Below are 21035 nucleotides of genomic sequence, written 5' to 3'. Positions count from 1 at the left end.
GTCGTACTTTAAGATTGGGGACAAAATTCACCCTTTGATGCTTCAAAAACTTTATCGCCACAGTGATTTAAAAACCACCTTAAACTATAAGGCGAATTTTATACATAAAGAGGCTGATGATGCACTGGATAGTGTTATCAATTTTGATTGATATTCAAAAAAAAGCATTTTCAATTTTTTACGGTTATTTAATAAAAGAGCTTCCAGGTTTATTAACTGATCTGCTTATCCATTCTATTTTAGATAAACTTACATTTGTAGATGATACCTTGTACTCTTTCTATCACCAGTTTTTCTAAATGCTCCTAAATCGACCATTTTTTTCAAATCCCTGGTTGCGGTCGAAGCTGTTGTGCCAGTTATTTTTATATAGTTATCCGCACTTAAACCTCCCTGAAACCCTTCTATTCCTTCTCGAAAAATCCGATTCACCACTTTCCATTGGCGTTCATTAAACTTTTCCTCAAATTCCAGGAAAAACTTTGTTTTACCAATTAGAAAATCAATCATTCTTTGTGTATAATCCTGAGCCTCCAGTATCGTTTCACAAAAATATTCGAGCCAATTGGTAATTTCAATTTCCTTACTATTTAAGTGCAGGGATTTATAATAAAGTTTCTTATTATTTTCGATAATATGCGAAAGAGCGATCAAAGTAGGACGTTGTAAATATTGGGACAATACCTTCTCTGATAGGGCACGGCCAATTCTTCCATTTCCATCTTCAAAAGGATGGATACTTTCAAAGTACAAATGCGCAATACCAGACTTAACTACGGGGCCGGGATATTTATTGCCCATATTATTAAACCACGAAATATATTTATCCATTTCCCCTTTTACCGCACTGGAAGGAGGAGCTTCAAAATGAACTATAGGTCTACCCATTGAACCTGAAACTATTTGCATTGGATCGGAATGTGATCGGTAACTACCAATATCCTGTAGATCACGGCGACCGTTCATCAACATTTCGTGCCATAAAAATAATTGTTCATGAGTTAGAGGAGATGAATAATTTTTATACAAATCAATCATCATTTCGGAGATGCCGTGTTCTGCTGGAGATATTCTTTTTTTATTAACCTGAAGGCCAAAATGTCTTCGAATTGAGGATTGCAATGAATCTCTATCCAGAAGCTCTCCTTCTATCTTAGACGTTTGAAAAGCTTCATCACTAAGCAACATCACTTTTAATTCATCCTGACTTTCATCGCTAAGATGTTTCATACTACCATATAACATACCCGCCTTTTGTAAAAAAGCTTTTTCAGAAGGAATTAAAACTTCCGATGTGAATTCAAAATCTGGCCAATTTTTAAGTTGCCAATTCCATGTCATGAGCTATAAATTTTATTTTATGGCTCACATAAACACTTCATATTGTGATATTGAATTTTATTGGTTAGCATGATTTTCCAAAATTGAAAAAATATTAAAGATGACATATTATGACGCTTACTCTCTTTATTATTGTAGTATAAAATTAGGATGATGAGAACATTAGAAATAACACTTTCGGAAGAACAATACCAGCACACTCAAGAAGAGGTCAAATATGGTGGTAGAACCATGCTTGAAAAAGAAACCCTCGGCGGATTTGAAATCACGCTTCACGTTGGAGTACCTACACCTCTATACTTGTCTCGAGATGCCCCTGGCTTCCAATGCGTACCCCTATTGTATGCCAGGACCAATCCGTCAAAATAGGTAACCCCCCAACTTATCATTGTTATTAGTGATCTGGTGATACTGCTAAAAGGAATTAAAGGAATAACCGTATGAACATAGTTTTTATCAGTAGAACCCACATCTCCGCTCCCGGAACAACCATTATTATTCAGTGTTCCTGCCTGGGTAGGACACTGGTCAAAATTATTGGATACACGACCGGTAGGTTTGGTACAGGACGATATCGGGGTACTGGCCGGATGCCCTAAACCGTCATTATCGGTATCGGTATACCATAAAGGAGCCGTCACGCTAATAACTTCCACCGAACCCGATTCTTCACTAGGGACATAGGTAATCCCGGAACCTTTTTTAGTGTTGGTCCCATTCGCGTCTTTGCCCTGCCAGTACCAGGTTACTCCGCATGGAGGTGTATCGCTTCTAGTGAATAAAACAACTATTATGTTGATTGTCCTGACGAATGGTTTTTCCAATTTTAAAAATGCCAGGCAGCTGTGTTGCTATACCGGGATCACGCCGACTATACGGGAGTCCGGGAAAAGTGTGAGAGGTAAAAGCAGGATCAGTAAAGTAGTTAACTCTAAACTCCGGAACCTTCTCTTTATCTGCAGTTTCACGGCCTGTAAAGATATCTACGAACGAATAATAGCGAAGGGAAAGAGCAAGAAACTGGCACTAATTGCCGTATGCAATAAGCTCTTGAAGCAGGCCTTTGCTATTGCAAAAACAGTACTACCTTACGATCAGAATTTTATGTCGAAAATGGCATAAATGATTTGGAAGCTAGCTCAGTTCTTTGTTATGGCTTGTTTATTTCAATCTTAGTGGGATTAGTGTTTTCATCAAACTCTATAATTTGAGTGCCCAAATCCCAATTATCAAAAACTTCAATCTCACCCGTAAAGCCTTCTACCTTTATCTCCATTTTTTTAATTTGTTTTCGGAGTCTCTATTATATGCCATTGGCATTAATCTTCCACTATCCCATTCTAAACGAATTTCTCTATTTAATAATTGTGAAAGGGTAGCTTCAATTTGTATTTTTAAATCATATTTCTCTTCTAAAAGAATAAACGCATCACTGTTTTCTTCAATAAAGAATCGGTTTTGTTCCTTTTTTTGCAAATATTCAGTTTCCAAAATCCGCTTCTGCCTTTGGTATAAGATTTCAGCAGTCTTATCCACTGCAAAATGCCATATATAAACATTCTCGTCGGGATCAGATAAATCGGCTAAAAGTTTTGAACCTGCCAATATATTTCTATTAAGTCTCCGGAATTCGGTTCAATTAAATCATACCTCATGGTATCCATAAGATCTGGTTCCCCGGTCAGGATCACCTTATTAAACGAAGCCTTCAAGTGTTCCCAGTCTTCGTCATTAGTTTGAAATGCATCGGGCACGTGTTTGTCAATAACTTCTTGCCGGGTAAACCCGGTAAAATTACAGTGTGCTTCTGTAACCTGTTGTATTATAAACTTATCCTCTTCTGATTTCAACAAAACGCATGACAAGGGAAGGCTATTAAAAAATTCCGAACTCAAAAGAGGAAGAGTACCTTGTGAATTATTTTTAAATGATGAAAACATTAACTATCGGTTAAAAGGGGGCAATTATAAATTTTATATTTAAAACTTTTTTATAATAATTACAGTAATTTAATGAATTAGTTGATTGTATTACCCAGGAATAGAATAACCTTTAAAAATTGAAATTCGTTACAAAGTTGATCTGATTGAAGTTGCTTTTATTGAATATACTTTGAGCATCGGTATAGTTCTGATTTTCCCTGTAAATCCATAGCAGGTCAAATGAAAGTCCCTCGAAGAAATCGTATGCATCAATCCGAAGGTGGCTATTGACCTGGAAGGACTCATCCACGTTATATTTATTAAATTTGAAATCACCGGTTTCGGGACCTTCCACTTGTTGCAAGGCAACCCCTAAATGGAAATCGGGAAAAGGCATATGATACTCTGCTTTTAAGGTATAAACATCTGTATTTCCCATACCTTCCAATCTGGACCTGGGTATCGAAGTAAAGAAATGATCCCGACCTAGTTCCTTCGGAAACAAAAATCTACCGGTATCAAAAGCGTGTGTGTAGGCAAAAGAAAAATTCCAACTTTTACTGCTCCATCCCAATTGAGAACTTAAGACCTGGCCGTTTTCATCCGGTTGCACATAGCGATGCTCGTAAGACAGTTCTTCTGAGTAATGAAAGGGATTTTGATAAACATATTGCATTCCTAAATCAAAATTCTTAAAAGAATAATGAGCTTCAGTCCATATAGTGTTGGTAAGTTTGTCCAAATAGAAATCGTAAATATTGACCGTGAAATTTTCCTTATTAAATTGATAATTCAATACAGCCATACCCGAAGAATGGTAATGTTCGTGATACTCTGCTTCTTCCCCGTTGGGTTGATACCCGTTATAAAATAGTCCTATGGCTTCTTCCATAGAAAACCATTCCGTAGTAGCTCTTGGAGAAACCCCATTAATCCAACCCAAATCAAGTTTATGCGGACTATTGAAATCTAAATGCGCCCAACCGCCCCTATGAGCAAAAGGTTTCATCCTCCCATCACTACTATTGAGCAGACGGGTATATTCCGTTGCCATTTTACCATAAGTTAAATAAGATTCTCCAAACCGGTACCTTATAAAGAGCTCTTCCAGCCTATCCAGGTCTTTAAAGTTTCCTTTGTTCAAAACATCAAATAACTCATATTCCCATTTGGCGTTTTTACCTGTAATGGCATCGTGTACCCCAAGGTCATTTCCAAAGGTCCTAAAGGTGAAGATACCCTTGACCCCTATTTCAAAACCTTTATAATTTCCGGTTGTAAATCCAACGGCTCCCCCGGTAGCATTCGCATAATAATCCTTTAGGCCGCCCCGGTTAATAGTGTTCATGAAATAATTGCGTATATGGCCGTGAAAATGTGCTTCATTAAAAACATCCTTCAGTTGAAAATCTCTATTCGTTTCTTGTGAACGAGTGTGAGACTGCGCAAGCAAATTAATAGAATTCATTAGGCTTAAAAAAACAACTAGTAGCTTAAAAGTGACTTTCAAAATATCGCATTTAAAATTTCGATCACAAAATTGCGTAAAGCCTTATTCAGCCACAGTAACAAGAGTTACTAAACTCAAATTTCCTATGTAACATTAGTCACACAAAAAATAAATTTCATCTGTTATCTTTGAGATCTAATATGAGCTTTAAACCCTTCATAGCTATTCTACTAAGCCTGATTTTCTTTGGAAAATCTATGGTTTTAGACACCAAATTGCTCGGAAGCATTTTGGAGGCTGATGGTATTGCCCTTGTAAATCCACTATGTAAAAAACAAAATGCCAAAATCTCAGAGGAGCATTCATTAACAGAAAGTTCTTCTGTGATCCTTAGTACCGATTTACTTTGCAACACTCCTTTTTATATTCTTACTACACGCTGGTCAAAAGCTGTAAAGAAACCTACTTTTCAGGATTATGGATATATAAATCCTTCCGTAATCTCTACCTACTTTTCCAAAAACTACCCACCCCCAAAGCTTTAGTGATATAATCGAACAACCTAAATTCCGGATAACTATTCGGAAACGATTATTCTTTTCCTAATTCTAAATACAAAATGAAAAATAAAATTTTAGTGAACGTGCGCTCCATTCAGGTGTTGCGGATCATGCTCAGCGGCATATTCCTGGTAGCAAGTTTTAATCATTTGCTCAATGTACAAAAAACCGTAAAACGTATCGACCAGGCCAGTTTTAAAGGAATTGCTTATTTCTTTGGAAACCCGGAACTCCTGGTCATGCTTTCGGGTATTGTTATGCTAATTGCCGGTTTCGGGCTGCTCATTGGTTTTAAAACCCGTTGGGTAGCTGCCATTTTACTTGCAGTACTTATTCCGATAACCCTTACCGTTCAGGTAGGGCAAATCACCACCCTGGGACCACTCTTTAAAAATATTGCTATTTCAGGAGGCCTCCTGTTCTTTATACTAAATGATTTCACAAAAACAAACAATAAATATAAACGGCTGATTCAGCTATTAAAAATTTTTACCATGAAAAAGATACTTTTTATTTTAACTGCTCTGACAATACTTTCTTCCTTAAACATGAAGGCTCAACACCATGATCCCGATAAAAACAACTACGTGATATTGACAAAGAAAATCCCACAGCTCCAACCTATTTTGATAACAGCGGAAGAACTCAAAATTGAAGATGGAAATAATTTTGGTGATTTCCAGGTGATCGTTTGCGGACAGACCGTAAAAGGATTGAGCGATAAAGCAGCTATGAAAAAATTTATAGACCGGGCCGAAAAAGCCGGTGTTTCGCTAAAGGCCTGTGGTTTTTCCCTCAACAAATTTGGGGTGGACCCTCAGGAAATCCCTTCGAAAATGGACATCGTGGAAAATGGAATACTCCATAATTTCCAGCTTCAGAAAAAAGGATATTTCAGCATTGAACTTTAAAAGACGGATTTCCTGCAAGTACAAAAAATCCTTGCAGATTTAAAATTTTAAAACACATCTATGACTTTAAATAAAAAGATAAAAACTACTGCAAACCTATTGCTTATAATACTCCTCCCGGTCTTGGTTAACTCTTGCAAACATGCAGAAGCTAAGGACACAGCAGAAAAAGATCAGGATAATAATAGTGACAGGGTCAAAATTACCATTTTACAAACCGCTGATATCCACGGACAACTTGATTCCCATCCCGAACTGTTTTGGGAGAACGAAGAAATCGTTTTTAAACAGCGTGGCGGGCTCGCCCATATCCAGACCCTCTTTGAAGAAGAAAGGGCCAAAAATCCAAATACTGTGATCCTGGATGGGGGCGACCTCATTCAGGGCAGTGGTTATGCCGCGCTTTCTGAAGGAAAAATTTTTCCTGATATTATTAAAGAAATGGACTACGACCTAATGGTTCCCGGAAATTGGGAAGTGGTATACGGTAAGGAAACTATGATGAACATTTTAAAGGGTTTTGAGACACCGGTCATTGTCCAAAATATGTTTCACGAAGAAGGAAAAGAAGAACTGTTTCCCCCCTACTGGATCAAAGAGATTGAAGGGGTAAAACTCGGTTTCATCGGTATCAACGATCCCGATGTACCGGTTCGGCAAAACCCGATCTTTAGCGAAGGCATCGAGTTTAGCGGACTTGAAGATGGAGTGGCAGACCTTATTCAAAAAGTAAAGAAAGAGGAAAAGGTAGATGCGCTTTTCCTGGTCACCCATTTTGGAATCTTTAAGCAGGTAGAGCTGGCCAATAACCCAATTGCCAAAGAAGTGGATTATATCTTCGGAAACGATACCCACGAGCGGGTGAGAAAACCCATTGAAGGGAAGTATGCGAAAGTTACCGAGCCCGGGGCCTTTGGCTCTTTCGTAGGTAAATTGAACCTGTATTTTGAAGATGGCGAAATCGTAGCGGAAGATTATGAATTGATGGATGTTGATCCTGAAAAATATTCGGCTGATCCGGAAATCGCAGCACTGGTAAAAAAAGCCAAAGCTCCTTATAAAGAACATTTGGAAACGGTGGTGGGTCATACCACGACTCCAATTTACCGGTATCTTACCGTGGAAAACCCCATGGATAATATGATCACCGACGCGGCCCGTTGGAAGACCGGGGTCGATATTTCCATATCCAACGGATTTCGTTTTGGCAATCCCATAGTGACCGAAAACGGGGAACCCGCACCCATTACCCGTGCCAATTTATGGAACCTGCTTCCCGTAAACGAAAAGGTGAAAACCGGGAAAGCGACTGGAAAACAGATTAAGGAATGGCTGGAAAAGGAAATGCATAATGCTTTTGCCCAGAGTTCAACGGAACGATTTGGCGGCTGGCTGGTACGCTTTTCAGGAATGGAAGTCGATTTTAATTCTGAAAATGAAAAAGGTCAACGCATCCAATCAGTAAGGATAAAAGGCCAGGAAATGCAGGAGGATAAATACTATACCATTTCTGCCTGTGTTCGCCCCGGTGACCCCCTTGATAATTTATGCCGAATGCCCAATGTAAAAGACGTGGAAGTAAAAGATTATACCATCCACGAAGTAGTTGAGGAATACCTGCAAAAGCATTCCCCGGTCGCTCCAAAACTGGAAGGCCGCGCCTACTGCGAGGTCTTGGGAGAAAAATCTTTTTCCACCATCCCGGGAACCGATTATGAATTTCAATAATTAATAGACACCCTTTAGGAATGATCATCCTAAAGGGTATTTCACTTTTACCTATTATGATAATAAAAACAAGTTTGATGAATAGGACTGCTATTTCTTTTTACGTATAAATTTTGCTTAATAATTTTACTTAAATAAAAATTAATTTCATCACTGAATTTCAAGTTATTAGTCTATGTAACCTATGTTACTGTGTTAAATAGCGAAATAAGTGAATTTCGCATCAAAATAAAATTATGGATTTAATATATGAACCCTGGCCCTGGTATGTTTCCGGGCCCCTAATTGCCCTGGTGATGTTTATATTACTCTTTGCCGGCAAACAATTTGGTATGTCTTCCAACCTTCGCACCATGTGTTCCATCGGTGGAGCCGGAAAAGCTGCAGATTTTTTTAGGTTTGACTGGAAAAAGGAGCGTTGGAATTTAATGGTGGTTATTGGTGCTGTGATAGGCGGGTTTTTGGCCTCTCATTATATGTCAAATAACACCGTGGAAATCAATCCGGATATTGCTCAGAAACTTTCCCAGGAATACGGGATAGATAGCGCAGGTGAGGCCTACTTACCTCCGGAATTATTTGCTTCATATCAATTAAGTGATCCTTTTGTACTTGGTATTCTAATCTTAGGAGGTTTTTTAGTCGGATTTGGGGCACGTTATGCAGGAGGATGCACCTCTGGGCATGCTATCTCCGGATTGAGCAATTTACAGTTACCATCGCTTATGGCCGTTATAGGCTTTTTTATTGGTGGACTGGTTATGATCCATTTGTTGTACCCATTAATATTTAATTGATATGAGATATATAACGTATTTAGCAGTCGGGGTTTTCTTCGGAATAATCATGTATAAATCCGAAGCTGCCTCCTGGTTTAGAATATATGAAATGTTTGAATTCGGATCTTTCCATATGTATGGGATCATCGGTTCTGCCTTGCTCCTCGGTATCCTTGGTGTACAAATTATCAAACGTAACAATATCAAAGCTTTCGGAAATCAGGAAATGCAGTTAAAACCTAAAAAACAAAGTGTGTCCAGGTACCTGATAGGCGGAATTATTTTTGGCCTTGGATGGGCGCTAGCCGGTGCTTGTCCCGGCCCAATGTATGTGCTAACAGGAGCTGGCTTTTATTCTATCCTGATAGTTGTTGGAGGCTCCCTTCTGGGAACTTTTGTGTACGGTCTGGTTAGAAGTAAACTACCTCATTAACGAGCTAGGAATTCCAGGATTAAATAAAATAGGAAATGACAAATGCCGTAAATCTAGGATTAAAGGAGAACTGGAAGCAATTTACACTATTAGTAATTGTAAATGCATTTGTTGGTGGAATGATAGGAATGGAACGTTCTATTTTTCCGCAATTTGCGGAATTGGAATTTGGTGTTGCTTCAAAAACTGCAATACTATCATTTATTACGGCATTTGGCATTACTAAAGCAATTGCAAACTACTATACAGGAAGACTCGCGAATAAATTTGGTCGTAAAAATTTATTACTGTTTGGTTGGCTAATTGCTATTCCTGTGCCATTTATACTCATTTTTGCACCAAATTGGAATGCGGTGATTTTGGCCAATGTACTATTGGGAATAAGCCAGGGTTTCACCTGGAGTAGTACCGTAGTTATGAAAATTGACCTTGTGGGTAAAAAAGATCGCGGTTTAGCAATGGGCTTAAATGAGTTTGCAGGTTATTTTGCGGTTGGGATCGTTGCATTTTTAACCGGATTTGTTGCTAACAATTACGGGGTAACTCCTTATCCGTTTTATATTGGTATTTTCATTTCCATTGTAGGTTTCATTCTAACCGCTTTATGGGTAAAAGATACCGGGGAATTTGTTCGTAAGGAGAGTTTAACAAATAATACAGCACAACTTGATAATGTGTTTTTAGAGACGACCTTCAAAAATAAAACTTTGAGCTCGGTGACCCAGGCCGGTTTAGTTAATAATCTGAATGACGGTATGATTTGGGGTTTACTCCCGATCCTATTACTATCACTGAACTACAATAGTGAAAATATTGGAATTATAACCGCAATTTATCCAGGTGTTTGGGGCGTAGGACAGCTTTTTACAGGAAAAATGTCTGACCATTATTCAAAGAAAAAAATGCTATTTTGGGGAATGCTTTTGCAAGGTTTCGCGATTTTATTTATTCCCTTTAGTCGTGATTTTTATGTTTTAGCATCAATTTCTGCCATACTTGGTTTGGGAACCGCATTGGTTTACCCTACTTTTCTTTCAACTATTGCCCAGGCAACAAGCCCAAAGCAACGAGCCGAAAGTATAGGCTCCTTTCGACTTTGGAGAGATTTAGGTTACGCTTTTGGAGCGGTAATTTCCGGAGTAACTGCCGATCTATTTGGTGTGGAATATGCTATTTTTTTAATTGGAGGTTTAACCATTCTTTCTTCAATAATTATCAAATTCAGGATGCCAGGCAAAATAAATGTAACCTAATAAAATTGGTGAGGAGAAATAGCTTAATGCGTTTGATCACTTCTCCATTATGAAAAAAATATACTTATACTGACTTAAAAAGTGGAAGTGTGATATGAAATTTAAAATTTTTTAGACATCTATTTTAGCAATACTTTCTTGATTAATATCAGTATTCAAAAAGAAGGGGTAACCTCCAATGCTTTCCTTCGCAACACAAGGGTTTACCCGATGAAGTGGTCCTCAAAAGAAGAATAATTCGGTCTTTAACTCTATTATATAATTACGGGATGGTCAACCTCCAGTTATGAAGGAGTTGTCCATTTCTTTTAGATACCCTGAGTGGTCAGGAAGATCAGTTTTAACAGGCATATTATTGCTAAAGCTCCTTTGGTCTTGGCTATCATTGGTGTTATGGATGAATGCGGATGGGTTGGTATATTTAAAAGTAGTGTGATAGGTATTCCCAGTTGTTCTGCCAGTTTTCAATAACCCCCTTATATTTCTACTCCAGGTTCAGAAGTTGGTCTTCTGCTATTTCTTTACTGGTAGCAGGATATACTATTTTTAAGCCTGTCATAAACTGCTTCTGATCCCTATAATCACATTTTTCATTGCGTACCTTATTGGATAAATTAATTTTATAAAGCGGAACCACTGTTTTCTGAAAAATGCTAAGTAAACCTCTGTGATGCCTTTTTGGTTTTCAAGCAATCAGGATACCTTCTAGCCGCCATTTCTAAGGGTCAGTAAGGAATCTGAAGTCAAAAAGTGCAGCTTCGCTTTCAGCAATCAATTCCAAGCGCCTGTTTATATACCCGGAATATTATAAAGCGCTATATGGTTCTTCCCATTCACTTTTACTTTGTAGTGCATCGCGTCCAACCATTCAATACAAAAGAACTTTTCAAGTGGACGATTTAGCCAAGCCTTAATATGACTAATCCTGTCGGTAATTTCGGTAAGAACTTCCCAAAGAAACTTTTGCCGGTTTTCAATTGTTTTAGTGCTATTTTTCAAGCTTTTTAAATTCTAACCGTGTCAGTGTAATTCTTGTTTGAGATTGACATAAAAATTCTCAGACAGACTTCAAATTACACCCTCTACAAAAATATCCCAGCTATATTTCTTAATTCTTTTTTATTTTTATATACTGTCAATCAATGATTTACCTATTACTCATCTGATATTTTTTTTAAGTGAATCATCCCTAAGTTATGTTAGAGTCAGCAGGCATGGAACAGTATTAAAAATTCTAGAATTTCATTTAGAAAAATGAGTTAGCTAATGTTTCAAATAGAAAAAGGCTGCCATTTAAGACAACCTTTCCCTTCTTTAACCAGCCAATAAGCAAATACTTATTTATGAAGTTACTTTACAATCTCACCATCCCATTCAAGCAATCCTCCTATAAGATTATAGGTGCTATTAACCCCATGGGCTTCCATAATTCTACACGCCTGGGAACTTCGGTTTCCGCTTCTACAATACACATAATAGTTTTTATTTTTATCCAGGTCTTTTATAGCCTCCATAAATCCTTGCTGCTGCATAATATCCAGCTGACGTGCATTTTTAAGGTGTCCTGCCGCAAATTCCTCTTTAGTACGTACATCTATGATTTGTGGTTGGGAAGTTTCAGCAAGCTGCTTTTTCCATTCCTCTTTTGTTAGATTTTTCATTGATATATTTTTAATTTACAACCGGTTCATTCTTTGCATTCCATTGCTCCATGCCTCCTGAAAAGACTTTTAGATTTTTAAAGCCGTTACGCAGAAGAACCGATGCCGCGATAGTAGCCCTGGATCCACTTTGACAATGCACCAATTTTAATTTCTCTTTGGAAACTTTATCCAGGTTATCAGGCAAAGTACCTACAAAAACATTATCCGCACCTTTAATATGTCCTTCCTGGTATTCAGAGACACCTCGAACGTCAACAACCTGTACCTCGGGATTCCCTAAATAGGATTTAAATTCCTCCAATGAAATAATTTCGGATTCTTCCAAATTGATTCCCAAATCATCAATTTCAGAAACAAAGCCCTTTATATTATCAAGTCCTATTCGCATCAGTTTCCTGGTCAGGTCTTCCATTTGTGACTCATCTGCAATAATGATAAAATCTTCATTATAATCAACTAGCCATCCAGCCCAGGTTGCAAATGAATTATTACCCTCTATATGAAGCGTTCCAGGTAAGTGAGCCTTAGCAAACTCTGCTTTATCTCTGGCATCAATAATTTTAGTTCCTTCCTCATAAGCCGATTTAAATTCGTCAGCAGAAAGCTTTTTATGAACAGGAACTTCTGGTAATAATGGTCGATCCACCCGATTTAATTTCTTCATCATCGCGAAGTATTTTGGTGGCTCAGGTTGACCATCCAGTAAGTAGGTTGTAAACCCTTTTTTATCCTTAGGATATTGAAAGGCCCAGTTTCGGATAAGCTCATAACCAATTGTTGAACTTGGCACAGCACCCAAAGATTTTCCACAAGCCGAACCTGCACCGTGACCAGGCCAAAGTTGAATGAATTCTGGAAGCTCGCTAAATTTTTTAATGGAATCATACATCTGCTCGGCACCTTTATCTTGGGTGCCTTTTAATCCAGCAGCCTTTTCCAGTAGGTCGGGTCGACCTATATCACCCACAAAAACAAAATCACCCGTAAAAACCATCACCGGCTCCTTCGTTGCAGGATTATCAGTTAAGATAAATGTGATGCTTTCAGGGGTATGCCCTGGTGTGTGCATCACTTCAAGGCTTAAGTTTCCTACTTTTATTTTATCCCCATTTTTAAGGCCTTCGTGTGAAAATTCGTAGCTCCAATCAGGGCCACCCTCATCAGAAAGATACATCTTAGCCCCGGTTACCTGAGCCAATTCCCGGGTTCCTGCCAGAAAATCCGCGTGAATATGAGTTTCAGCAACATGAGTGATTTTTAGGTTGTTTTTTTGTGCAATTTCTAAATAGGTGTCAATATCCCTTTTCGGGTCTATAACAATAGATTCCCCGGTTTTTTGGCAGCCAATTACATAGCTAGCTTGGGCAAGGGTTTTATCATATACGTGTTGAAAAAACATAGTTTTAAAATTTTATAATTAATATTTTAAAGATAAACTGATAGGATAAGCCTATCAGTAACATTAGTTACAAGGCCTCAAATGATTTCCTTTCCAATAATGTAAATTCCCATTATTAAAACAAACCATCCAAAAGCTCTTTTTAATTTCTTACCCTCTATAAAACGGTTTAAGTAAATCCCCAAAAATATTCCTACCACAGATATTCCAGTAAAAATCAATAAAAATGGCCATTCAATATTCAAATTCTGAATGTCTCCTATAAAGCCTATAAGCGATTTAACCGCTATAATGAGTAAAGAAGTTGCTACAGCCTTTTTCATAGGCAGTTTGGCCAGTAAAACGAGTGCAGGTATAATAAGAAAACCACCTCCGGCACCAACGATTCCTGTAAGGAGACCAACTACAATTCCTTCAATTATTATAAGAGGATAATTAAATTCAGGTTGGGCATCAATGTCACTATCAGTATTTTTAGTTTTGTTCTCCCGAATCATAGAGATCGAAGCCACAATCATTACAATGGCAAAAAATAGCATGATTCCGATATCCTTGGTAACCTCAAAACCAAAAAGAGTAAAAATATGGTCCGGGATAGCTGGTACTACAAATTTCCTGGTAAGATATACTGAGACAAAAGCAGGGATGGAAAATACAATGGCAGTTTTAAAATCCACCAGTTTTTCCTGCATATTCTTAAAAGCACCCACCAGAGATGTGGCTCCAACAATGAATAAGGAATAGGCCGTGGCCACAACAGGGTTAATGGCGAGTACATATACCAAAATGGGGACGGTAAGAATTGAACCACCGCCTCCAATTAACCCTAATACAACTCCTATTAAAAGAGCGCCTAAGTAACCAACAATATCTATTAACTCCATTTGTAAAATTTAAATTCAGGCAAACTTAGGGCGTAATAGAATTATATAAAGTAACAATGGTTACAGAGGTATGTAAACTAAAAAATCCCAAGTAAACTTTGGATTTTAGTTCATTATGAATGTGTGAGAATTATACTTTTTTATAAGCATACGTTCAACAAAGGAATGTATAATTAAAATGAGCACCCATTCGATGAATTAAATGCAGTTATTTAATATCTATTAAAATTATTTTTTGAGAATCAATCTATTCTGTACCCATTGCAATCGAGTAGGAAGACAGGGATTATCTTATTAAGATTATTGTTCCCTATCTGTCCTCTCACACCACTCAGCGTACGGGTCCGTACTGAGCGGTTTCTTAATTTATGTATTCCACTTTAGAAAAGAATCCAGTAAGAAAGTGTACCCCGCTTCTCTTAGGCGCTCTTTGGTTATTGCAACATTAAGCGTAGGAGTTCCTGATATTTTCCAGTATCCCTTTCTTATTGACGCCAGTTTTAGCGCTTTAGAGTTGGATATCCCTAGTTTTCGGAGATTCCTTAGTCGGGATCGTATGAGTTTCCATCTTTTCCAGATACACATTCGTAACCGTCTGCGATACCATAGGTCTACTTTCTGCATTAAACTTTTCATATCAGCCAGTTTAAAGTAGTTCACCCAACCTCTGATAAATTGGTTGAGCGCCTCCTTTCGTCTGGCCTCACCCCACCCGTTGCTCCTTGACGTCAACAACTTTATACGTCGTTTCATCTTTTGGATACTGATAGGGTGGACTCGGAGTCTGCCTTTTCCTTTATATCGGTAGAAGGTGTATCCGAGGAATTTAATCTTGGAGATATAAGACACATTGGTTTTCCCCTTATTCACCTTAAGGAATAATTTATCCTCTATGAAAGGAATAATGTTCCGCAGCGTTCTCTCTGCGCTTCGTTTGCTTTTGCAAAGGACCATAAGGTCGTCCGCATAGCGGATGAAGCGGTGGCCTCTACTATGGAGTTCCTTGTCCAACTCATGGAGCATGATATTGCCCAGAAGCGGACTTAGTGGTCCTCCTTGGGGCACCCCTAGCTTGGTTTGTTCAAACTTATTTCCGGTGACCACTCCGGCACGAAGATATTTATGGATAAGCGAGATAACTCGTCCATCCTTAATAGTTCTGGATAGTACTTCCACAAGTTTACTGTGGTTAACAGTATCGAAGAACTGTTGCAGATCCATATCGACGGCATAGATATATCCGTCTGTGATATAGTCTCTACATTTACTTAGTGCTTGGAGAGCGTTCCTTCCTGGTCTGAAGCCGTAGCTGTGTGGTGAGAACTGCTGTTCGTAAATAGGAGAGAGTACTTGAGTGATGGCTTGTTGGACTACCCGGTCTACCACAGTGGGTATGCCTAATAGTCGTTTCTTGCCATTCTCTTTAGGTATCTCTACCCGTCTGACTGGATTGGGACGGTACTTCCCGTCCCTGATAGATCGTAATAGTTCATCCCTGTTTTCCACAAGATGGTTCTTTAAGTCATCGACTTCCATCTTGTCCACTCCTCCTTTTCCTTTGTTGTTCCGAACCTTTTTATAGGCCCGGTTCAGGTTGGAAGGAGACAGGATCTGTTCTAATAATCCATCTTCTAAAGTAGTAACATCAGTAAGGTTGTTTTCAGTTATCCTCATGTAGGTCTGCCCTGCTGCATAGCTTTCGGGTTCCGCCCTATCCTTTTGCAGCCAGGTATCTGTCGATATTTTCTGCATTCTTCCCTTCATAAGGTAACAGTCATTTACTTCTTACTTCTTAAGATTCAGTCCTTCCCCAGTTGTGAGACCTGTGCAGTTTATGCACCTCGTTAGCTCTGGGTACTACGACGTCAGCTGACTTCTCACAGTAAATCTTATTTCAACCATAGCATATTATTCCGCTATGTCTGTGAGATCTCCCGCGGTAAGACATACCACCTTCGTTCCATATATCCGCATCATTTACACCTTCTGGCCTTCCGTATAGCTTTAGGACTTTGCTTTGCAATGTAAGTTCATCCAGACCAGATATGCCTTATATGATGTTCGTGTTCCTCGGACCAGAACTTTGCCGCCGGCTTCCTTCAGATTCCACCTCGCGGTGGACACCCTTGCCATTGGCTAATGATAGGTAGCTATAAACCCTCATAACGGACTTTCACCGTCAAGTGATACACCATGCACGGCGCACATAGAGTAGGAAGATAGGGATTAATTCCCTATCTGTCCTCTCACACCACGCGTACGTACGGTTCTCGTATACGGCGGTTCCTTAGTTTACCCTGACTTTCCTATAGCAATCCGTAAAGAAGGTATATCCAGCTTTAGCCAGGCGTTCCGTGGTAATAGTTCGGTTAAGGATGGGACTACTGGCAATCTGCCAATAACCTTTTCGGGTGTTTGCAAATTCCCTTACCTTGGATTTGGTTAAACCAAGTTTTAAGAGATTGCTAAAACGGATTCTAATCCGTTTCCATTGCTTCCAAATAATCATCCTGAGTCGTCTTCTATACCACTCATCTATTCTAATCATTAGCTTTTTCATATCGGCCAACTTAAAATAGTTCACCCAGCCTCTTATAAATTGCCGGAGTTCCTGCTTCCTTCGATCATTTCCCCAACCATTACTCCTGCAGGTAAGCTCCGTAATTCGCTTCCGCATTCGGGTAATGCTGCTGGGATGTGCTCGAAGCCGGCAACCTTCTTTTCTTTTATAGAAACCATAGCCCATGAATTTAATTTTAGAGATATAGCCTACAGTGGTTTTCTCCTGGTTTACTTTGAGGAACAATTTATTCTCGATAAAGGGAATGATATTACGAAGGCTTCGTTGCGCACTTCGTTTGCTCTTGCATAAAATCACAAGATCGTCCGCATAGCGGACAAAGCGATGTCCCTTTCTATGGAGTTCCTGATCCAGCTCATTGAGTATAATATTGCTCAATAGCGGACTTAAAGGACCCTTCCCGGAAGATGTCGCCCATCCGGTACTATGGCATCGGCTGAATGCTCACAACAAATCTTGTTTCAACCGCATTTCATACTTTGTTTCCACGCGTCTGTGAGCCCTCCCGCGGTAAGACATATAACTTTCATTCCACTTGCCCGCATCATTTACACTCCAGTTTCTGTATAGCTTTAGGATTTCGTTTTGTTTTGCAAACTCGTCCAAACTGAATATGCCTGATGATGTTCGTGTTCCTCGGGCCGGAACTTTGCCCTAAGCTTCCTTCAGATTCCACCTCGCGGTGGACACCCTTGCTCTTAGCTAATGATAGGTAGCTATAAACCCTCATAACGGACTTTCACCGTCGAGTTATACGCCATGCACGGCACACAAAAAAAAGGCTTCACATTTCTGTGAAGCCTTGTCTTTGCTAGTAGCGGGAACTGGACTCGAACCAGTGACCTTCGGGTTATGAGCTGGAATTAGAGGAGCCTCAAAATTCACCAAACACCCATAAACGCTATGTTTTCCAAGCCTTTACATTTTTATTGATATCAAAGAATAACAGGTAAAATGGAATTATTCTGTACTTATTCTGTACTAGTTTTTAGAATTTTTATCTATATTTAAATATCTAAAAATAAGTTCGTTATGGCCAGTATAAAAATTGTCTTGCGCAAAAATATGATCAGGAAAGATGACACTATTCCTCTTGCACTTAGAATTAGTGAAAATTATAAGACAAATTACCATTGGCTTGGACACTATATTCTTGAAAAAGATTGGGACAAAAAGTTTGGAAAGGCTAAAAAAAGCCATCCCAACCATAAAAAACTGAATCATTTCCTGATGAAGAAAATGACCGAGGCCCAAGATTTGTATTTTCATTCAGAAGATGATTTGACGCCCAGACAGATTAAAAACAAACTCAAAGGGCCGGGAGGTTCCCAATCTTTCTTTGCAGTAGCGGCAGAACGTGTAAAGCAAAAATATGATAAAGGAACTTTTTCTGTTGCGAAATCTGAGCTGTCTATTCTCTATAATCTGGAAGAATTTCTGAACCTCAAAACCAGTCAAAGAAAAGAGGCGGTTATAAAATCAATAAAAGAGCGAAGGCGAATAAGAGTGAGTAAGACCCGTAAAGGTGAATATTCCTTTGAAGATGCCATTACCTATTTTAAGAGAAATACCCGGCTGGAGTTTCGGGAAATTAATGAATCATTTCTAAATAAGTTCAAAGCCTTCTGCTCCACTTACCTAGGACAAAAGACCAGGACCATTACCAACCAACTTATTTTTATTAGAACCCTTTTTAATGTTGCTATAAAAGACGGGATTGTTTCTCAAAAGTATTATCCTTTCGCGGGCGAAAAAGAAAAAATCAGAATTGGTTCAGGAAATAAAATTGGACTGACAGCTGAGGAAGTTACCAAAATAGAAAATCTTGCAGTGGAAAGTCATTCTTCAATATGGCATACCAAGAATATCTGGCTTGTTTCCTTCTACTTTGCGGGTATAAGAATTTCAGATGTTGTAGCCTTGAAGTGGACAGATATAAAAGATGGCCGCTTGTACTATGTGATGAATAAAAATGAAAAACCATTGAGCTTTAAAGTCCCGGACAAAGCCAAAACTATCTTTAATCTCTATCTGATGGATAAGACGGAAAACAATGGCTATATTTTTCCATTTTTAAAAGATGCTGATCAACAGGATCCAAAAAGCGTATTTCTTAAAATGAGAAACGCTACTAAGGTTTTAAATAAATTCCTGAAACGAATAGCTGACGAGTGTAAAATAGACAAAAACCTTTCAAACCACATAGCCCGTCATACTTTTGGAAACATAGCCGGAGATAAAATACACCCCTTAATGTTACAAAAGCTTTACCGCCATAGTGATTTAAAAACCACGCTAAATTACCAGGCCAACTTTATTCATAGAGATGCAGATGATGCTTTGGATAGTGTAATCAATTTTTGAATTCTTTTATTGCGATTTATTAAGTATATATTCAAATATGTTCGATGTTATCTTCTTCATTCCCTCAACGATTTTATCAGAATGGTAAACTACTTGAAATTCTAACTCATCATAAATGGCAGTCAAAAATATTGTGTCTTTTTCCGCACGAATATTCAATGGTATTGAAATTTCAAAATTAACTTCATAACCGTATTTCTCAAATTCTTTATTTGTAAGAATAACATCTGTATTATCGGTCGAATTGAATAAAGTGTTTTCAATTTTTACAGTTTGACTTATGTTATTTTTATCAACTAAAGTTGTGAATTGAACTATCCCGTATTCTTTTTTATCCTCTAATTCCTTTACAAAATTTGACGGTGGTAATATTTTCTCAATAGTATTCGTATTTTTAATTTTAATTGTCGAATATTTTTCATTCTTGGAATCTTTAATTTGAAGGCTATAATTTGGATTTTGAGTTATTTTGAAAATTGGATTAAATATCCTCTTTCTATCTTCCTCATCATAAGAATTTATAATATGATTTACAGTTTCTTCATCGTAATCTTCATCTAAAACAATATTTTTATATTTATAACCGACGTCTAAAGCCCAATCTTTAATTTTTCTATCCTGAATTGAATTTTTCATAATCTTATCTACCGCTAAACCGACTTCAAAACTTCCATATTTTAAATCTACCATTCTGAAATCGAGGTCTGGAAGAATTCTGTTGAAAATCTGTTTAAGTTTGGCATTGTCAGTTTTAAGTTCTTTAAAAGCAATGAAAAAATCTGCTTTTAGAAAACTCTTAAAAGATTTAGATAAATTTGAAAGTAAATCCGTCGCAAGTTCATTTAGTCCAATTGTATCAGCATACTTCGTGTTGTTAGGTGCGAATTTTACGTAAAATGCGTCTTGACGTAAACTTAATAAATAAGAATCTGATTCATATTCTTTGATAAACTTATAATAATAGGAATTTACAGAAGGCTGATATTCAAGAAACGAATCTTGTAAAGGAAGATAGTTATTATCTATCGACTGTGTCTGAATAATTTCTAAGTCCAGAATATTGCCCTTAAAATCTTGCTCTAAAAAATATCCAATATTTTTATTCTGCAATATTAAATCTCGAAGAGATAAGCTTTTAGTTAAGTATTGATATATAGTTTGCTCTTCAACTTCTAGCATTATATATTTGTCAATCTTATCAAGTGTATCAACTAAGTATAATAAAAAATGCTTATCATTTCTTTTGTAATGAGTCAATATAGGCTCATCAATGAAAATGATGTCTTCAATTCTTTGAAATTGATTAAGGTCGAATATTTTTTTGTTATTATTCATCTTCTTTCACAAGTGCAAATTTAGCTAATAAATCAACTTCCTTTTTTGGAAAAAAAGTATAATGTCTTTTATTCTTGGTCGGATACTTTACACCGTCATCATCAGAAATATCACTCACAGCAATTGCCGTAAACTTTTCTCTTGTTTTCTTAGGTAGATTCTGAAGTGCCTCTTTTGCGCTTTTGAAACTATCATAGGTAGATAGACCCCAAGCAATACAAATATTATCAAATTTTGGTTTATGAATTAAAGAGTGTGGTTTGAATGAATTTGAATCCATAGGAACTGACAAAATAAATCTGTATAAAGTTTTATCTCCGTTTTCGTTAATCGCAGGACAATCTTCTATATTGTCAATTCTTTCCTGAAATTTTAATTCCATTGATGATGTTTTTTTAACTTTTGGCTAGCGGTCTCGGTTCGCCAGTTGG

General features: G+C 37.8%; 20 protein-coding genes and 4 pseudogenes. 9 read left to right on the top strand and 15 right to left on the bottom strand.

Annotated elements, in window-relative coordinates; translation table 11 throughout:
• Window positions 1–16: 16 nt before the first annotated feature.
• Window positions 17–151, top strand: a pseudogene (locus DET49_RS04195) (recombinase); the annotation flags it as partial.
• Window positions 152–249: 98 nt separating this feature from the next.
• On the opposite strand, the gene DET49_RS04190 reads toward DET49_RS04195, so the two are convergent.
• Together DET49_RS04190 and DET49_RS04185 are read right to left on the bottom strand one after the other, a co-directional pair.
• Window positions 250–1341 (bottom strand): Fic family protein, encoded by a 1092-nt coding sequence (locus DET49_RS04190; RefSeq protein WP_133546842.1) that lies wholly within the window; start codon window positions 1339–1341, stop codon window positions 250–252.
• A gap of 272 nt (window positions 1342–1613) precedes the next feature.
• On the bottom strand, window positions 1614–2165 hold the full coding sequence (locus DET49_RS04185) for a hypothetical protein (RefSeq protein WP_166636538.1): 552 nt from the start codon (window positions 2163–2165) through the stop codon (window positions 1614–1616).
• On the opposite strand from DET49_RS04185, the pseudogene DET49_RS04180 reads away from it, so the two are divergent.
• A pseudogene (locus DET49_RS04180) lies at window positions 2077–2463 on the top strand (transposase); the annotation flags it as partial. The gene DET49_RS04185 and the pseudogene DET49_RS04180 overlap by 89 nt on opposite strands.
• A 28-nt stretch (window positions 2464–2491) precedes the next feature.
• On the opposite strand, the gene DET49_RS18810 reads toward DET49_RS04180, so the two are convergent.
• The 4 genes from DET49_RS18810 to DET49_RS04165 form a co-directional block, all read right to left on the bottom strand.
• The gene (locus DET49_RS18810) at window positions 2492–2617 is read right to left on the bottom strand and encodes a hypothetical protein (protein ID WP_262707964.1); all 126 of its coding nucleotides are present in this window, start codon (window positions 2615–2617) and stop codon (window positions 2492–2494) included.
• On the bottom strand, window positions 2608–2946 hold the full coding sequence (locus DET49_RS04175) for a hypothetical protein (RefSeq protein ID WP_133546840.1): 339 nt from the start codon (window positions 2944–2946) through the stop codon (window positions 2608–2610). Before DET49_RS04175 ends, DET49_RS18810 begins: the two co-directional genes overlap by 10 nt.
• Window positions 2925–3281 (bottom strand): hypothetical protein, encoded by a 357-nt coding sequence (locus DET49_RS04170; RefSeq protein ID WP_133546839.1) that lies wholly within the window; start codon window positions 3279–3281, stop codon window positions 2925–2927. Before DET49_RS04170 ends, DET49_RS04175 begins: the two co-directional genes overlap by 22 nt.
• A gap of 112 nt (window positions 3282–3393) precedes the next feature.
• Window positions 3394–4731 (bottom strand): hypothetical protein, encoded by a 1338-nt coding sequence (locus DET49_RS04165; RefSeq protein ID WP_133546838.1) that lies wholly within the window; start codon window positions 4729–4731, stop codon window positions 3394–3396.
• Between the two features lie 182 nt (window positions 4732–4913).
• On the opposite strand from DET49_RS04165, the gene DET49_RS04160 reads away from it, so the two are divergent.
• The 6 genes and pseudogenes from DET49_RS04160 to DET49_RS04130 all read left to right on the top strand — a co-directional run bounded on the left by DET49_RS04160 (window position 4914) and on the right by DET49_RS04130 (window position 10377).
• A complete protein-coding gene (locus DET49_RS04160) occupies window positions 4914–5258 on the top strand; it encodes a hypothetical protein (RefSeq protein WP_133546837.1) in 345 nt (114 codons plus the stop codon).
• 74 nt (window positions 5259–5332) lie between these two features.
• Window positions 5333–5719, top strand: a pseudogene (locus DET49_RS04155) (DoxX family protein); the annotation flags it as partial.
• A gap of 525 nt (window positions 5720–6244) precedes the next feature.
• Window positions 6245–7912 carry a bifunctional metallophosphatase/5'-nucleotidase gene (locus DET49_RS04145; RefSeq protein WP_133546836.1) on the top strand — a complete coding sequence of 556 codons (1668 nt, stop codon included), beginning with the start codon at window positions 6245–6247 and terminating at the stop codon, window positions 7910–7912.
• 236 nt (window positions 7913–8148) lie between these two features.
• On the top strand, window positions 8149–8709 hold the full coding sequence (locus DET49_RS04140; protein WP_133546835.1) for a YeeE/YedE family protein: 561 nt from the start codon (window positions 8149–8151) through the stop codon (window positions 8707–8709).
• A 1-nt stretch (window position 8710) separates the two neighbouring features.
• A complete protein-coding gene (locus DET49_RS04135; RefSeq protein ID WP_133546834.1) occupies window positions 8711–9124 on the top strand; it encodes a DUF6691 family protein in 414 nt (137 codons plus the stop codon).
• A 35-nt stretch (window positions 9125–9159) separates the two neighbouring features.
• Window positions 9160–10377 carry an MFS transporter gene (locus DET49_RS04130; protein WP_133546833.1) on the top strand — a complete coding sequence of 406 codons (1218 nt, stop codon included), beginning with the start codon at window positions 9160–9162 and terminating at the stop codon, window positions 10375–10377.
• A gap of 789 nt (window positions 10378–11166) precedes the next feature.
• On the opposite strand, the gene DET49_RS04125 is transcribed toward DET49_RS04130, so the two are convergent.
• The 7 genes and pseudogenes from DET49_RS04125 to DET49_RS18800 all read right to left on the bottom strand — a co-directional run.
• A complete protein-coding gene (locus DET49_RS04125; RefSeq protein ID WP_133546832.1) occupies window positions 11167–11376 on the bottom strand; it encodes a hypothetical protein in 210 nt (69 codons plus the stop codon).
• Between the two features lie 350 nt (window positions 11377–11726).
• Window positions 11727–12038, bottom strand: coding sequence for a rhodanese-like domain-containing protein (locus DET49_RS04120; protein ID WP_133546831.1), 312 nt, complete (start codon window positions 12036–12038; stop codon window positions 11727–11729).
• Window positions 12039–12048: 10 nt separating this feature from the next.
• Window positions 12049–13440, bottom strand: coding sequence for an MBL fold metallo-hydrolase (locus DET49_RS04115; protein WP_133546830.1), 1392 nt, complete (start codon window positions 13438–13440; stop codon window positions 12049–12051).
• 77 nt (window positions 13441–13517) lie between these two features.
• Window positions 13518–14324, bottom strand: a complete 807-nt coding sequence (locus DET49_RS04110; RefSeq protein ID WP_133546829.1) for a sulfite exporter TauE/SafE family protein — start codon at window positions 14322–14324, stop codon at window positions 13518–13520.
• A gap of 366 nt (window positions 14325–14690) precedes the next feature.
• On the bottom strand, window positions 14691–16088 hold the full coding sequence (gene ltrA, locus DET49_RS04105) for a group II intron reverse transcriptase/maturase (RefSeq protein ID WP_133546828.1): 1398 nt from the start codon (window positions 16086–16088) through the stop codon (window positions 14691–14693).
• Window positions 16089–16611: 523 nt separating this feature from the next.
• Window positions 16612–17001 (bottom strand): group II intron maturase-specific domain-containing protein, encoded by a 390-nt coding sequence (locus tag DET49_RS18805; protein WP_262707967.1) that lies wholly within the window; start codon window positions 16999–17001, stop codon window positions 16612–16614.
• Between the two features lie 69 nt (window positions 17002–17070).
• Window positions 17071–17286, bottom strand: a pseudogene (locus DET49_RS18800) (reverse transcriptase domain-containing protein); the annotation flags it as partial.
• Window positions 17287–17937: 651 nt separating this feature from the next.
• On the opposite strand from DET49_RS18800, the gene DET49_RS04095 reads away from it, so the two are divergent.
• On the top strand, window positions 17938–19269 hold the full coding sequence (locus DET49_RS04095; RefSeq protein WP_133546826.1) for a tyrosine-type recombinase/integrase: 1332 nt from the start codon (window positions 17938–17940) through the stop codon (window positions 19267–19269).
• 6 nt (window positions 19270–19275) lie between these two features.
• Here the strand turns inward: DET49_RS04095 and DET49_RS04090 are convergent, their stop codons facing one another.
• Window positions 19276–20604, bottom strand: coding sequence for a hypothetical protein (locus DET49_RS04090; RefSeq protein ID WP_133546825.1), 1329 nt, complete (start codon window positions 20602–20604; stop codon window positions 19276–19278).
• Window positions 20597–20986, bottom strand: a complete 390-nt coding sequence (locus tag DET49_RS04085; protein ID WP_133546824.1) for a hypothetical protein — start codon at window positions 20984–20986, stop codon at window positions 20597–20599. Before DET49_RS04085 ends, DET49_RS04090 begins: the two co-directional genes overlap by 8 nt.
• Between the last annotated feature and the right edge of the window lie 49 nt (window positions 20987–21035).

This window comes from Salegentibacter sp. 24 (genome assembly GCF_004362395.1).
Taxonomy (GTDB): Bacteria; Bacteroidota; Bacteroidia; order Flavobacteriales; family Flavobacteriaceae; genus Salegentibacter.
Note: the sequence above shows the minus strand (reverse complement) of the source record. Positions and strands in the feature narration are given on the sequence as shown.

Bases quoted from the DNA above. Each gene is read 5' to 3' on its own strand.
- DET49_RS18810 (WP_262707964.1), bottom strand. From the start codon at position 2,617: ATGGAGATAAAGGTAGAAGGCTTTACGGGTGAGATTGAAGTTTTTGAT.
- DET49_RS04170 (WP_133546839.1), bottom strand. From the start codon at position 3,281: ATGTTTTCATCATTTAAAAATAATTCACAAGGTACTCTTCCTCTTTTG.
- DET49_RS18805 (WP_262707967.1), bottom strand. From the start codon at position 17,001: ATGCGGAAGCGAATTACGGAGCTTACCTGCAGGAGTAATGGTTGGGGA.
- DET49_RS04090 (WP_133546825.1), bottom strand. From the start codon at position 20,604: ATGAATAATAACAAAAAAATATTCGACCTTAATCAATTTCAAAGAATT.
- DET49_RS04120 (WP_133546831.1), bottom strand. From the start codon at position 12,038: ATGAAAAATCTAACAAAAGAGGAATGGAAAAAGCAGCTTGCTGAAACT.
- DET49_RS04190 (WP_133546842.1), bottom strand. From the start codon at position 1,341: ATGACATGGAATTGGCAACTTAAAAATTGGCCAGATTTTGAATTCACA.
- DET49_RS04145 (WP_133546836.1), top strand. From the start codon at position 6,245: ATGACTTTAAATAAAAAGATAAAAACTACTGCAAACCTATTGCTTATA.
- DET49_RS04135 (WP_133546834.1), top strand. From the start codon at position 8,711: ATGAGATATATAACGTATTTAGCAGTCGGGGTTTTCTTCGGAATAATC.
- DET49_RS04165 (WP_133546838.1), bottom strand. From the start codon at position 4,731: ATGAATTCTATTAATTTGCTTGCGCAGTCTCACACTCGTTCACAAGAA.
- DET49_RS04140 (WP_133546835.1), top strand. From the start codon at position 8,149: ATGGATTTAATATATGAACCCTGGCCCTGGTATGTTTCCGGGCCCCTA.
- DET49_RS04160 (WP_133546837.1), top strand. From the start codon at position 4,914: ATGAGCTTTAAACCCTTCATAGCTATTCTACTAAGCCTGATTTTCTTT.
- ltrA (WP_133546828.1), bottom strand. From the start codon at position 16,088: ATGAAGGGAAGAATGCAGAAAATATCGACAGATACCTGGCTGCAAAAG.
- DET49_RS04085 (WP_133546824.1), bottom strand. From the start codon at position 20,986: ATGGAATTAAAATTTCAGGAAAGAATTGACAATATAGAAGATTGTCCT.
- DET49_RS04115 (WP_133546830.1), bottom strand. From the start codon at position 13,440: ATGTTTTTTCAACACGTATATGATAAAACCCTTGCCCAAGCTAGCTAT.
- DET49_RS04130 (WP_133546833.1), top strand. From the start codon at position 9,160: ATGACAAATGCCGTAAATCTAGGATTAAAGGAGAACTGGAAGCAATTT.
- DET49_RS04110 (WP_133546829.1), bottom strand. From the start codon at position 14,324: ATGGAGTTAATAGATATTGTTGGTTACTTAGGCGCTCTTTTAATAGGA.
- DET49_RS04095 (WP_133546826.1), top strand. From the start codon at position 17,938: ATGGCCAGTATAAAAATTGTCTTGCGCAAAAATATGATCAGGAAAGAT.